Origin of the sequence: Paenarthrobacter sp. RAF54_2, assembly GCF_052113945.1 — a bacterium.
Taxonomy (GTDB): domain Bacteria; phylum Actinomycetota; class Actinomycetes; order Actinomycetales; family Micrococcaceae; genus Arthrobacter.
The window spans coordinates 34,759-48,267 of record NZ_JBFRDV010000025.1 but is presented as its reverse complement, the minus strand read 5'-3'; the positions used below and the strand labels follow the sequence as shown (position 1 = coordinate 48,267).

General features: G+C 61.9%; 11 protein-coding genes and 2 tRNA genes. 5 read left to right on the top strand and 8 right to left on the bottom strand.

All coding sequences use genetic code 11. The annotated features are described in order from the left end of the window. Positions 1–19: 19 nt before the first annotated feature. From AB4Y87_RS21180 to AB4Y87_RS21170, 3 genes are read right to left on the bottom strand one after another with little or no spacing between them, the layout of a single operon-like run. Entirely contained in the window at positions 20–925 is a 906-nt protein-coding gene (locus AB4Y87_RS21180) for a DMT family transporter (RefSeq protein WP_442006233.1), read from the bottom strand. Continuing rightward, the gene (locus tag AB4Y87_RS21175; RefSeq protein ID WP_442006232.1) at positions 925–1,548 is read right to left on the bottom strand and encodes a CDP-alcohol phosphatidyltransferase family protein; all 624 of its coding nucleotides are present in this window, start codon (positions 1,546–1,548) and stop codon (positions 925–927) included. Before AB4Y87_RS21175 ends, AB4Y87_RS21180 begins: the two co-directional genes overlap by 1 nt. Positions 1,549–1,596: 48 nt before the next feature. Next, on the bottom strand, positions 1,597–2,445 hold the full coding sequence (locus AB4Y87_RS21170) for a phage holin family protein (RefSeq protein ID WP_442006231.1): 849 nt from the start codon (positions 2,443–2,445) through the stop codon (positions 1,597–1,599). Between the two features lie 176 nt (positions 2,446–2,621). Here AB4Y87_RS21170 and AB4Y87_RS21165 point away from each other — a divergent pair, with 176 nt between their 5' ends. From AB4Y87_RS21165 to AB4Y87_RS21145, 5 genes are all read left to right on the top strand, one after another. After that, positions 2,622–3,851, top strand: coding sequence for a multidrug effflux MFS transporter (locus tag AB4Y87_RS21165; RefSeq protein ID WP_442006230.1), 1,230 nt, complete (start codon positions 2,622–2,624; stop codon positions 3,849–3,851). Between the two features lie 47 nt (positions 3,852–3,898). Continuing rightward, positions 3,899–4,084, top strand: coding sequence for a glycine zipper domain-containing protein (locus AB4Y87_RS21160; RefSeq protein ID WP_442006229.1), 186 nt, complete (start codon positions 3,899–3,901; stop codon positions 4,082–4,084). A 170-nt stretch (positions 4,085–4,254) separates the two neighbouring features. Further along, entirely contained in the window at positions 4,255–6,753 is a 2,499-nt protein-coding gene (locus tag AB4Y87_RS21155) for a bifunctional lysylphosphatidylglycerol flippase/synthetase MprF (protein WP_442006228.1), read from the top strand. A 25-nt stretch (positions 6,754–6,778) separates the two neighbouring features. Continuing rightward, the gene (locus AB4Y87_RS21150; RefSeq protein WP_442006227.1) at positions 6,779–8,062 is read left to right on the top strand and encodes an alpha/beta hydrolase; all 1,284 of its coding nucleotides are present in this window, start codon (positions 6,779–6,781) and stop codon (positions 8,060–8,062) included. A 43-nt stretch (positions 8,063–8,105) separates the two neighbouring features. Continuing rightward, positions 8,106–8,513 (top strand): hypothetical protein, encoded by a 408-nt coding sequence (locus AB4Y87_RS21145; protein ID WP_442006226.1) that lies wholly within the window; start codon positions 8,106–8,108, stop codon positions 8,511–8,513. Between the two features lie 47 nt (positions 8,514–8,560). Here the strand turns inward: AB4Y87_RS21145 and AB4Y87_RS21140 are convergent. The 5 genes from AB4Y87_RS21140 to dusB all read right to left on the bottom strand — a co-directional run bounded on the left by AB4Y87_RS21140 (position 8,561) and on the right by dusB (position 13,457). After that, a tRNA-Asn gene (locus AB4Y87_RS21140) sits at positions 8,561–8,633 on the bottom strand. A gap of 115 nt (positions 8,634–8,748) precedes the next feature. Continuing rightward, a tRNA-Asn gene (locus AB4Y87_RS21135) sits at positions 8,749–8,821 on the bottom strand. An 86-nt stretch (positions 8,822–8,907) separates the two neighbouring features. Next, positions 8,908–10,836: a DNA primase gene (gene dnaG / locus AB4Y87_RS21130; protein ID WP_442006225.1), complete on the bottom strand. Its 1,929-nt coding sequence runs from the start codon at positions 10,834–10,836 to the stop codon at positions 8,908–8,910. Between the two features lie 58 nt (positions 10,837–10,894). Further along, the gene (locus AB4Y87_RS21125) at positions 10,895–12,211 is read right to left on the bottom strand and encodes a deoxyguanosinetriphosphate triphosphohydrolase (RefSeq protein ID WP_442006224.1); all 1,317 of its coding nucleotides are present in this window, start codon (positions 12,209–12,211) and stop codon (positions 10,895–10,897) included. Positions 12,212–12,275: 64 nt separating this feature from the next. After that, complete coding sequence (dusB, locus tag AB4Y87_RS21120; RefSeq protein ID WP_442006223.1) at positions 12,276–13,457, bottom strand: tRNA dihydrouridine synthase DusB; 1,182 nt, start codon at positions 13,455–13,457, stop codon at positions 12,276–12,278. Positions 13,458–13,509 lie beyond the last annotated feature (52 nt).

The window sequence follows — 13,509 nt, the reverse complement described above, 5'->3', positions numbered from 1 at the left end:
GCGCAAGTTAAAGCTTTGCCTAGGCCTTCCGGCTTGCAGCCGCCTTCGCGTCCTTCTTACGCTTGGTGACTTCCGGGTGGTGCCGGCTCAAGGCAATAACCCCCACGATAGCAAGGGAAGCTGCGACGGCCATGCTGATTGCCATCACAGCATGGACATCGGGACGAAGCTCACCAAGGATAACGATGCCGATGGCTATGCCCACCATGGGGTCCACCACGGTGAGTCCGGCTATGACCAAATCCGGAGGGCCGCTTGAATAGGCGCTCTGGACGAACCAGGAACCCAGGCCACCGGCGGCCGCGATGGCAATGAGCGTGTACCACTGGACATTGAGCAGGAACAGACCGTTGGGATCCAGCAGATGCTTGCCGATGATTCGGGTCAGGACGGCCACGAAGCCAAACAGTATGCCTGCTCCCAAGATGTAAATGAAGGCGCTCATACGGTGTTTAAACACCACGGCCAGGGTGCCGAAAAGGCCCACGGCCAGGGCCAGGAGCATCACGATTGTCAGTTCGTCTGCAGCGCTGACGTGGTGGTTTTCCTGCGTGACAAACACAGCCAGGAGTACGAACAAGGCGGACCCAGTGACGCAGGCCGTGATGGCCACGACGGTGGCGCGGTTGATGCTCAAGCCTTGATCCTTGGCGTTGACCACAGTGGTAATGACCAGTGCGATCGCACCAATCGGCTGCACCACCGTCAGGGGTGCCGATACAAGGGCGATCGCATTCATCACCATGCCCAGGCACAACAGCAAGAGCCCAAGCATCCATCGTGGATTGCGTAGAAGCCGCAGGAACCCGTTGGAACTCAGGGCCAGGCCGCCGGTATCGGCCTTGACCGCGCTTCCTTGGCGTTGGGCGCCAATGGCAAGGAAAAAGGCACCAAGTACGGCAAGGGAAACCGCCAGCCACACCATCAGCCGTGTCCGCCGTCGTTGGACCGCAGTTCTTTGCCTTTACGCAGGATGGCCCAGTAGTAGTTGTAGGCCGCGATCCAGTGGCCCAGCAGTCCGAGGCCGAGGAAAACCCAGGCGGCGGCGAAGTAGGCGTCCGTGTAGGGAATCGGCAATTTGGAAAGAACCAGCAACGGCGTGCCCACCAGCAGGAACCCGGTGCGGATCTTGCCGATGATGCTCACGGGAAGGTCCGGATGGCTGCGGAAGTAGATCAGGGAGGCAATGGCCAGAATGGCGTCCGGCACCACCAGTGCGGCCAGGTACCACCACTGCACGACGCCGGCAATCGCCAAAGTGACTGCTACGGCTATGAGCGCCGCCCTGTCCGCCAGGGGGTCCAGGATCCTGCCCAGCTTGGAGGTTTGGTCAAAGCGGCGGGCGATGTAGCCATCCACCCAGTCAGTGCTGCCCATGATGACCAGCACGAGCACAGCGAAGCCGTATTCCTTCTGCCACAGGACCAACCACACAAAGAGCGGGACGCCCATGAAGCGCAGAACTGTGAGCATGTTGGGAACAGTGAAGAGGAGGTCGTGGTCCACCTGGGGACGGTCCGGATGCGAACCAGCACCGATAAACCTCATGGTGTCCCCCTTCCTCTACTCCAGTGTGTGCGGTACTGCGGCAGGCTGCTACTTCTTCAGCAGCTTCCGCAGGGCAACCACGAAGACTGCAGCAGCGGCGGCGAAAGCCACGAGGTCCTTCCACCGGGAAGCAAGGCGTCCGGTGAGGTCCTCAGGGACCGCCTCTCCTAGGTCAGCGAACTTCGCTGAAGCAAAGTCCTTTCCCTCCTGGAGTTTCACTGTGGCCGTGCCCAGCAAAGCCTGGCCCTGCTTTTTGACGTCCAACTGCTCGCCAAGTTCATCGCGCACGCCCGTGAGGTGTTCGCGTCGCTTGTCCAGGCGCAGGCGGAGTTCTGCTTCGGTGGGTGCCTTGACGGCGTCCGCTTCCTTGGCTGCTTCCTTTGCGGCCTTTTCTGCCTTCGCCTTTTCAGCGGCAGCTTCCTTCGCGGCCTTCGCCGCCTTGGCAGCGGGCGAATTGGGATCGAGGATCGATTCGTCGAAGGCCGAGCCTTCCTTCGCAATTCCCAGATCGTGCTTGAGTCCACGGATGGTGTCCTCAGGGATCAACGGCATGGCCTTCTTGAACTTGGCGACGCCGATCAAGGCCCCGAGCGCGACGATGACAAGAAAGACCGCTGCAACGATCAACGCCGCAAGCCAACCCGGCATGATGGTAGCCAACCCAAGAATCGCGGCCACCACCAGCGCGATCACAAGGAGCGACATGAAAACAAGGGCTACGCCAAAGAACGCGCCGGCCACCCCAACCTGGGTGGCCTTGCGCTTGAGTTCGACCTTGGCAAGGGCGATCTCATCGTTGAGTTGCCTGGGAGCCAAACGGGCAACGAGCTTGAGGGTCTTCGGCAAAGTACGGATGGCTGGTCTCGTGCTGGTCCGGCCGGTGTGACGTCCACTCATTGGGTTCCGCCTAACTGCTTCCTCTGGGCATCGTGTCGGGCGAACGCGGCCGGAAAGAGATCGCCGCGGGCACCTGTCCTCAAAACTATCATTCAGGTTCCGGCTCAACTTTCGCCCATGACACCGCGGCGCGCCTGAGGTAGCTGCATAAATATGATGTGACGGCCATAGGATAGATGATCGTGACCAATCCCATTGCTCCGGGCGATTCCCTGAGCCGACGCGAAAAGCTTGTCTACATTGTCCTTCTCGGTGCCCTGACCGCTTTGGGGCCCTTCACTGTGGATCTCTACCTTCCTGCGTTCCCTGCGCTGGAGGAGAGTTTTGGCGTTTCAGCCACGGCTATCCAGCTGACACTGACTGGCACCACCGTCGGGTTTGGCCTTGGGCAGCTGGTGGTTGGTCCCTTCAGCGACAAGTTTGGCCGTCGCCTGCCCTTGATCCTCGCCACTGCCCTTCATATCGGATCATCGTTGGGCGCTGCTTTGGCTCCGGACATTGGGTTCCTGTCCCTCTTCCGCGTGCTCATGGGTATCGGTGCCGCCGGTGGCGGCGTCGTCGCAATGGCCATGGTTCGGGACCTGTTCCACGGCTACTCGATGGTCCGCATGTTCTCCCGGATGTCCTTAGTCAACGGGCTTGCCCCGATCCTTGCCCCTATCATCGGTTCCCAGTTGCTGCTGGTGTTCCCGTGGCCCGGTATCTTCTACTTCCTGGCCTGCTACGGCACGTTGGTGATATTGGCCGCGATCTTCTTCATTCGCGAAACCCTGCCGGCGGAACGCCGCGGGAAGTCCGCAGTCACAGTGCGGCAGCGGTACAAGACGGTGCTGACGGACCGGATCTTCGTGGGCATGTTAATGGTAGGCAGCCTTAACTTCGGTGGTTTGTTCGCTTACCTGTCGGCCTCCACTTTCCTGTTCCAGAACATTTACGAATTCTCTCCCCAGGAATACGGCCTCCTCTTCGGCGTCAATTCGCTGGGCATCGTGGCTGGCGTCCAGATCAGCTCAAGGTTGATCCGACGCGTGGCCCCGCAGTGGATCGTGGCCGGAGCCACGGTGTTCATGCTGCTGATGGCGGCCCTGATTATCGTGCTCGATCTCCTGCACGTAGGTCTCTGGGGCATCCTGATCCCGCTGTGGTTCTACATTTGCGCTACAGGCTTCCTGTTCCCCTGCGTCCAGGTCCTCTCCTTGGCGAACCATGGAGCCCAAGCGGGGACGGCGGCATCGCTCCTGGGCGCGGCGCAATTCATGATGGCGGGCATCGTCCCCCCTGTGGTCGGCTGGCTCGGTGTCGATTCAGCGGTACCCATGGGCGCGGTCCAGGCGGTCTGCATCACCGGAGCCATCGCCGCGCTGTGGCTCGTGGTCCGGCCGCGGACGGTCCCTTCAATCCACTAGGCCCGTCAATCCACTAGTACGGCATTCATCAAACCGGACCATAGGCTGTGACCACGACCAAGAAACCGCACCGCAACGGCAGGGGCCTTTTCCTCGGGGCCGTGCTTGGCGCCGTCGTCGGGGCGTTGTTGGGCCGCCTGGCCGGGAGTGCACTGTTCGGGGCGATACTTGGCGCCGTCATTGGAGCCGCCCTGCTGTACCGGGTGAACCCGGGCCCCTGGAATCGGGACTAACCGTAATCGGGCCTATCGGCCCCGGGCCTATCGGCCCCGGGTCCATCGGCCCCGGGTCTATCGGCCCCGGGTCTATCGACCCCCGTAAGCCCTCCCCTTAGGGCGCCCGGCAGGGCAGAATGGTGGCCAGCCGGGGGTTTCCCCCGCTTCGCCGGTGAAGGGGACATCACATGAGTGCGGCTGTGGGATATCGGGGCACTGTTTACGGCCTGGCGGCCATACGACGTCTGCCCCTGACCTTGGGACTCGTGCTGTTCCTTTGGCTTGTCGGCGCAGTTACGGGGAGCCTCATCGCCGGCCCCAACGAGGCACTCCTGGAACAAGTCGGGCTGGGTTTGGCGCTGGATCCGGGGCCGGGTTGGTCCATCTTCACCTCGTCATTCTTTGCCTCATCCTTGCTGGACTATCTGGCATGTACCGTTCTGATCCTGGTGGGCGTGGGCATCGCCGAGCGCAGTATGGGTCCATGGTTGGCCCTGGCAGCATTTATCTTTGGTTCCGCGCTCAGCGCCTTGGTGCTGATGGGGCTCGTTGCTTTTGGGACGGACAACAGCGACCAATGGCTTAGTTTCCTGGGTGGCGAGTACGTTGTGGGCGCGTACGGTGGTGCCGCCGCTGCCTTGGGATATTCGACGGCGACACTGGAGGCACTCTGGCGTCGTCGCCTCCGGACATGGCTGCTGGCAGCAACGCTCATGTTTGCGTTGTTTGTAGGCGTCGCACAAACACTGCAGGCCCTTGCCGGCGCTGTCATCGGCATTCTGGCCGGTTGGGCCGTTCAGGCCCTGGTGCTGCGACGGCGTGCGGGCTCGCTTCATTCCTCGAGCCTTCGTGAGACCCGGTTCCTTGTGGGCACTGTGGTGGGTGTCTTCGCCCTTGGCCCCTTGCTCACCCAGTTAACGGGCACGTTGGAGGTGGGGCCGCTTTCTGTGGTTTCCGAGGTGATGCTTCAAGCGAGCCCCAGCGTGGACGAAGTGAAGGAAGCCTGCGACAACGACAAGAGCTGCGTCACGCTGCAGAGCGTTGTGGGCGTGCAGAGTTTCGGTGCCACCATCCTCACAGTGATCCCGGTGCTGTTGCTGCTTGTCTGTGCCGAGGGGCTGCGCCGTGGTCGCCGCCTTGCATACCGACTGACCCTGGTCATCCAGCTGTACCTGGCGTTCGTGACCAGCGTGGCAATCCTGCAGTACGTGACGGATCCGGAAGTGACACTCGGCAATGACGACATCGGCTACCTCCTGCTCTATGCCGTTCCCGCAATCCTGGCACCGCTGATCATCGCGGTCCTGCTGGTGATCAACCGCCACAAATTCCGGGTGGAGTCCAGCGATGCCGGATATCGCGTCCTGGGCAGGACTACCCTCATCATGGCTGCTGTGGCGGCGGTCCTTTACGTGGCCTTCTGGTTCGTAGAGGGCAACCCGAGCCGCTCATCGCTGTGGGACCTCGCAGGGCAATTGACCCACATCCTGGTCCCCTTCCCCGTTCCGTTCGTCGTTGAGCTGCCGCAGGGACTGCTGAGCACTGTTCTCTACGGACTGGGCGGGGATGTCATCTGGCTCTGCATCCTTTTGATGGTCCTGAACAATTTCCAGCGGTTCCGGACGCTGGCAAAAGACCCTGCTGCAGATCTGGGACACACTCGTGAATTGCTTCACGACGGCGGGGGCACCCTGTCCTGGATGGCCMTGTGGGACAACAACCAATACTGGTTCACTCCCGACAGGAGGGCTGGCCTCGCCTACCAAGTGCACAACGGAGTTGCCCTGACCGTGGCGGGTCCGTTCGGGGCCCGCCAGCACCATACCGAGGCTGCGACGGGCTTCCTGGCCCATTGCGCGGCACTGGGCCTCACACCGTGCTTCTACTCGGCCACGGCGGAGCTCGACGAGGCCCTCCTCCCCCGCGGCTTCCGCAAACTGGAGGTGGCCGAAGAAACGCTGCTGAACATCCAGGCGATGACGTTCAAAGGCAAGGAATGGCAGAACGTCAGGACCGCGGTGAACAGGGCTGAGAAGCTGTCCATCAGGGACCACTGGTACCACTACGCGGAGATGCCACCGGGGATCCGGGCACAACTGGCCGAAATCTCGGAAGAGTGGGTGGCGGACAAGGCCCTTCCCGAGATGGGGTTCACGTTGGGCGGACTGGATGAACTGAAGGATCCCGAAGTCATGTGTTGCGTGGCTGTGGACGACGACGGCCTCGTCCATGGGGTCACGAGCTGGCTGCCGGTCTTTACCGACGGCGTGGTGTCGGGTTGGACCTTGGACTTCATGCGCCGCCGAACCACTGGATTCAAAGGGGTCATGGAATTCCTGATCGCCTCTGCCGTTACGCACTTCAAGGACGACGTTCCCCACATCTCGCTGTCAGGCTCCCCGCTGGCCAATACAGGGGCCGCGACGGACGACGGTGACCACAGCGCCTTGGACCGGGTCCTGGCAATGCTGGGCAATGCACTGGAACCCATGTACGGCTTCAAGTCCCTGGCAGCTTTCAAATCGCGGTTCCAGCCCGAGCACCGCACTCTGTACATGTATTACCGGGACCCGCTGGCCCTGCCTTCCATAGGTCTTGCCGTTGGCTCGGCGTACTTGCCGGGTTTGTCTCGCGCACAGAGCGCCGGTTTGCTACGGCAAATGGTTGCCCGGGAGCCGGCCGCGTGACCGCCACCGGACGGATGCGGCAGTCATGAAGGGCCTCCTGGAAATCGAGATCAGCGGCCCGGTGGTCATGACGATAGCCGTGGTCATCGGCGTCGGGCTTTTCCTGTTGCTGTTCCTCAGGCCGTCTTCGCGCTGGGTGATCACTGCAGTGGTTGGCATTGTGGTAACAGCGGCGCTGGGTTGGTTTACGGTCTGGATCGTTGAGGATGTCCTGGACGTCTTCCACGTGGGGCTGACACCTCGCGTGTGGTTCTGGGTGATCACCGGCTTCGCTGCCCTTGGGCTGGCCGTGGTTAGTTTTCGCCACACTCCCCGGTGGCGGAAGGTGGTGGCGGCCATATCGATTCCTGTGTTCCTCCTGGTCACTGCGCTGGGCGTCAACATGGAGTTCGGGCTCAACAGGACCCTGGGCTCAGCGCTGGGGATTTCCACTGAGGAAGCCATCCAACTGAGCAAACCGGACCCGGACGCTCCCCTCCCTTCCGGACCCCTCTGGCAAAACTGGAAACCGCCAGCCAACATGCCAACAAAGGGCGAGGTGGGAACGCAGGTCATTCCAGCCACCGCCTCGGGTTTCAATGCCCGCCCTGCCGGGATCTACTTGCCACCTGCTGCCCTGACGGAGAACCCTCCCCGATTGCCCTTGTTTGTCCTCATGATGGGCCAGCCGGGCCTCCCCGACCCCCAGTACGTTTCGGCCGCGTTGGATGAATTTGCTGCGAAGAACAATGGCCTTGCCCCCATCGCGATCGTGGCCGACCAGATCGGACCGGATCAAGACGACACTCTGTGCCTGGACACAGCCAAATACGGAAACGTGGAGAAGTACATCAACGTTGACGTGGTGAACTGGGCCAAAGCAAACCTGAACATCCTCCCGGACCGCGACCATTGGACCATCGCCGGATACTCCAACGGCGGGCAGTGCGCCATCTCGTTTGCGCTCAAATACCCGAAGATGTGGGGCAATGTGGTGGACATCTCCGGTGAGGAGTTCCCCGGCGCGGAGGATCCTGCAGGCAACCTGGCCGAGATCTTTGGTGGCAACCAGGCAGCCTATGACGCACAGAAGCCCATCAACATCATGAAAGGTAAGCAATTTCCCGACACCACTGCCGTTTTCACCGTGGGCTCGGATGACGTGACGTATGTTGCAGCTGCGAAGGCTGTCTCCACAGCTGCCAAAGCTTCCGGAATGACGGTGACCTATTACGAGGTGCCAAACGGCGGGCATGTAGGCATCGCATTGAACGCCGGCCTGACCAAGGGCTTCGAGGTGCTCTATCCGAGACTCGGTTTGTCCGGTTAGGCAGGGCCTGTTGCCGGCCCGTCCCCGGCGATAAAGTTGAGATGTGCCACATTGGCAAGAGCTGCAGCCGCTTCCGGCACCTTGGCAGCGTCGGGATGAACGCATCCTGCCGCTCTGGTGGGATCGCCTGTGCTCTGTGACCAGTCCCCAGTCCGCGGCGCTCTACGCTGCTGGCCTTTTCACGGATGATCGCCGCCGGCCCATCGCCCAGTGGTACAACCCGGACGTGGACGCCGCGTTGCTGGTTGCCCCGGAGACGTCACCCGAGTGGCCGGTCCAGCGCTTTGGAATCTTCTATGCGCCACCGGGCGGAGGTTTCACCCGCGTTTACTCCGCTCCCCACGAGTGGCATCCTCGTGAACCCCGGACACCCCCGACCGAACAGGAAGCATTCCTGGCAGCCGTGGCCGAAGCCGCACGCTTCCTTCAGGTGGAGATGGATTTCGTGTAAAAAAGGTGGACCCCGCACCAGTGTGAAACCGATGCGGGGTCCTTGCGCTCCTCCGACTGGACTTGAACCAGTAACCCTTCGATTAACAGTCGAATGCTCTGCCAATTGAGCTACGGAGGAATGAAGCGGTTATGACTTTAGCAAAGGTTTTATGCGAATGCGAATCGGGCGGAGATACCCCCTGGGGGTATAAAAATACCCCCGTTCCGAAACTCCGGAACGGGGGTATTGTGCGCTCCTCCGACTGGACTTGAACCAGTAACCCTTCGATTAACAGTCGAATGCTCTGCCAATTGAGCTACGGAGGAATGAAGCGGTTACTAGCTTAACAGGGCCCCGCCGGAAAACGAAATCGAACCTCCAGGCCACTTCCGACGGTCCTCGGCAGGGGCCCTCAGGAGTCTGAACGCAAGGCTCGACGCTGCATTTCCAACACCATCAGTTCCCGGTTCAGGCGCTGGAATTCCTCGGGAAATGCAGTTGCATCAAGGCGCTGCAGTTGGCCCATCTTGTCCGCTTTAATGCGCGTGATCTGCAGCTCGAAAAGCCTTGCCAAAATGTCCCGGCAATATCGTTGCATAGCTTCCGGGGTGCTGGCCGGCAAAGGAGTTACTGCCAACTCAGAAACCAAGGGGCGCAGAGGCTCCGGGACTTCCTGCCTGATGTGCTCCACCCATGCCACGGGATCAGCCGCGTGGGCCAGTCCTGTGGCACGCACGGCTGCGTGGACCGCCGCGTAGGCAGGAGTAGCAAAATGGGACGCCTCAAAGCGCTCCCATGCCCCGTCGCCCAGGACTGAGGGCTCTTGGAGGACCACTTCCAACGCTTGGCGCTCCATGCCTGCCACGGGGTCCCGCGGGTCGGGACGGTTGAAGGCCTGAATGTTCGACGCCTGACCGTTCGACGATGCTGCCGTCGTCGTCGTGGATTGCTCCGCAGCGCCGGACTGAGCCCCGCCAGATGAAGCAGCGCCAGATGAAGCAGCGCCGGATGCCGCGCGCTTGGCTGCGGCCCCAACGTAGCGGCTGACTTCCTCAATCGGCATGCCCAACCAACCGGCTAGTTCGCGGATGTAGGCGGGGCGGATGGCGGAGTCGCGGATTTGTGCCACAACGGGCGCCGCTTCCCGAAGCGCCGCGACGCGACCTTCTACCGTGTCCAGGTTGTGCCTGCGGAGCGAGGCCCGAATGGCGAACTCGAAGAGCGGCTTCCTGCTATCGATGAGTTCACGTACTGCGGCATCGCCCTTGAGTTGACGAAGATCACAGGGATCAGCGCCAGTGGGCTCTACCGCGACGTACGTTTGCGCGACGAATCGTTGGTCTTCCTCGAAGGCGCGGAGGGCGGCCTTCTGGCCGGCGGCGTCTCCGTCGAAGGTGAACACTACTTCTCCCCCGGTGCCGTCGTCCGAAAGCAGGCGCCGGGCGATCTTGATGTGTTCGGTGCCGAACGCGGTGCCGCAGGTGGCGACCGCCGTCGTGACTCCTGCCAGGTGACAGGCCATGACGTCGGTGTACCCCTCAACCACCACCAGCTGCCGGTCCTTGGCAATGTTGCGCTTGGCGATGTCGATCCCATAGAGGACCTGGGACTTTTTGTAGAGAGTCGTTTCAGGGGTGTTCAGGTACTTTGGACCCTGATCGTCCTCGTAGAGTTTCCGGGCGCCGAAGCCGATGGTATCCCCGGCAATGTCCCGGATGGGCCAGATGAGCCTGCCACGGAAGCGATCATAGATGCCCCGGTTCCCTTCGGAAAACATGCCCGTAAGTTTGAGTTCGGCATCCGTAAACCCACGGCCGCGCAGGTGCTTGAGGAGCGAGTCCCAGCCCTGCGGCGCATAGCCCACGCCGAAGTGCTCGGCGGCCGCGCGGTCAAAGCCCCTGCCGTCGAGGAAGTTGCGGCCCTCGGCGGCTCCGGGCGTCAGCAGTTGGGCACGGAAGAACTCGTCGGCGATCTTATGGGCATCCAGGAGGCGCTGGCGCTTGCCCACTTCTTCGCGGTTCGGACCGGTGCCGCCGTCCTCGTAACGCAGCTCGTAGCCGATCCTGGCGGCCAGCTTTTCCACTGCCTCTTGGAAGGAACTGTGGTCCATTTTCTGGACGAAGGAGATGGCATCCCCGTCTTCGCCGCAGCCGAAGCAGTGATATCTGCCCACTTGGGGGCGGACAGTGAAGGATGGTGAGCGTTCGTCATGGAAGGGGCACAGGCCCTTGAAGCTGCCCAAGCCAGCACTCTTCAGGGTGACGTAACCGTCAACGACTTCCTTGATATCCGTGCGCTGGCGTACTTCGTCGATATCTTCACGTTTGATGAGGCCAGCCACGTGACCATCCTAGCCGCTTGCCCCAAGAAGCCCCGCCGTTAACGGACCGACGGAAGCGTTACCAGAGCGACGGCAGGCTCCCCACCAGGCGCTCGTACATGGCCAGCGCTGAACCATCCGTCAGCGATGCAACTTGGTCAATCACTACCCGCAGCCGCGCACCGTCGTCGGCAGCGTCACGCCAGTCAGCGGCGAACATCGGTTCGAGGTGGCGGTCGCCTGTGGCGTTCAGCACGCCCACCAGGGCGTGCAGGACTTCGCGCTGGCGTTCATAAACGGGCTGGCGGTGGTCCGTGGAAATGACGAACGTGGTGGCCAGGCCCTTCAGGACCGCGATTTCGGTCACTGTGTCCTCCGGGACCATCAGCTCGGCGCCATAGCGGGTCAGGTTGGAAGGGCCAAAATGGTCACGCGTGGTTTCCATGGCGCTTTGGCAGAACCGGCCGATGAGCTGGCTGGTCATGTCCTTCAGCGCGGCCATGGACTTGCGGCTGCCATCGGCCTCACGAACCCACACGGCGGTGGCCTCCAACCGGGCAAGGGCAGCATCAATGTCAGCAGGATCGTTGTGTGGGAGGTACCACTGCTTGGTGTAGCCCACGACGCGGGCACGGTGGTCCGGATTCTCCATCCACTTCAGTTGGAAGTGGCCGGYAACGATTGCGTCCTCGACGTCATGGACGGAATAGGAAATATCGTCCGCGAGGTCCATCACCTGGGCCTCGATGCAGGAACGGTTGCCCGGAGCGCCTTCACGCAGCCATTCGAACACGGGAAGATCGTCCTCATACGCGCCGAACTTGCTGGTGCGGTGGCCATGGATGACGGGGGCGTCGACGGCGGACCACGGGTACTTGGACGCAGCATCAAGGCTGGCGCGGGTCAGGTTGAGCCCGGCGGGCCTGCCGTCCTCAGCAAGGACTTTCGGTTCCAGGCGCGTTAACAACCTCAACGTCTGCGCGTTGCCTTCGAAGCCACCAATGGTGTGTGCCACCTCATTCAGGGCAGATTCACCGTTGTGGCCAAAAGGTGGGTGACCGAGGTCATGGCTAAGGCATGCGGTATCCACGACGTCCGGATCGCATCCGAGTGAACGGCCAAGTTCACGGCCTACCTGCGCAACCTCCAGGCTGTGCGTCAGACGGGTACGAACGAAATCGTCGGTATCAGGAGCAACAACCTGGGTTTTTGCGCCCAGCCGTCGCAGGGCCGAGGAATGCAGGACCCGTGCGCGGTCGCGTTCAAAATCGGAACGGTACGTGGTCTTTCGCGACTCTTCCACCCACCGCGCAGAATCTGCTTCGGTGTAGCCCGGAATTGCCAGCACGTAATCGTGCGGCGTTCCAGTGCGGCCCAGCATCGCTTCGGTTCCCATGGGTATCTGCCTCCTTCAAGCGCCGTGGTGTGGTGCCTCTTGAGCCAGTCTTACACGTGTGAAGCTAGCCGCCTGACACGTCCAGCTCTGCTGCGGAGATTTCAGCACTTTGTTCCGCGTTCAGCTGACGGCTCATGAGCCAGTCCTTGGGCAGCGCGGGTTTCTTCGGTGATCCGGCGCGGCCGCGCGGACCCTCGGAATCGATGCCCGGATACGGCAAATCCATGTCCAGCTCTTCAAGGAGTCCGCGCAGGACCTCAAGAGTGGGAACCGTGGCCAGCTTGGCGCGAAGCTCCCCGCCCACCACGTATCCCTTGAAGTACCAAGCCATATGCTTTCGGATTTCCCGCAGTGCCTTGTACTCGTCGTTGCCGAAGGTTTCCACCATGAGCTCTGCATGACGGTACACGCCTTCGGCGACCTCCCGCAGGCCCGGACGGTGCCGCTGGTCGCTGCCTTCGAACGCCGCCTGCAGATCACCGAACAGCCACGGACGGCCCTGGCAACCACGGCCAACCACTACGCCATCCACGCCGGTTTCCCGGACCATGCGGACAGCGTCCTCGGCGGACCAGATATCACCGTTTCCCAGCACTGGAATGTCTGGCAGCGCTTCACGAAGACGCGCGATGGCGGACCAGTCAGCCTGGCCGGAATAGAACTGTGCGGCCGTTCGGCCGTGCAGGGCGACGGCGGCCACGCCTGCATCGCGCGCGATACGTCCGGCGTCGAGGTATGTCAGGTGGTCCTCGTCAATGCCCTTGCGCATCTTGATGGTGAGCGGAATACCGCCCTTGGAAGCTTCTTTAACCGCGGTCTGGACGATGGACGTGAAGAGGTCGATCTTCCATGGCAGCGCGGAACCGCCACCCCTGCGGGTGACCTTGGGCACCGGGCAGCCGAAGTTGAGGTCGATGTGGTCAGCCCGGTCTTCCTCGACGAGCATGCGGACTGCCGCGCCGACCGTTACGGGGTCAACACCGTAGAGCTGCACGGAACGCACTTTCTCATCCTCGTCATGGGAGATGATGCGCAAAGATTCCGGAGTCCGTTCCACCAGCGCACGCGATGTCACCATCTCGGCCACGTACAGGCCACCACCGTATTCGCGGCAGAGCCTGCGGAAGGCTGAGTTGGTGATGCCCGCCATGGGGGCAAGGATCACGGGAGTGTCCACGGTGATCCCGCCGAGCTGCAAAGGCGGAAGCTCAAGCTTTGGGGCAGGGGGCGTTGCTACTACAGTCACCCATCCATTGTCGCAAATCAGGGCAAATCGGCTCTCGGGCGACTATTCGGCA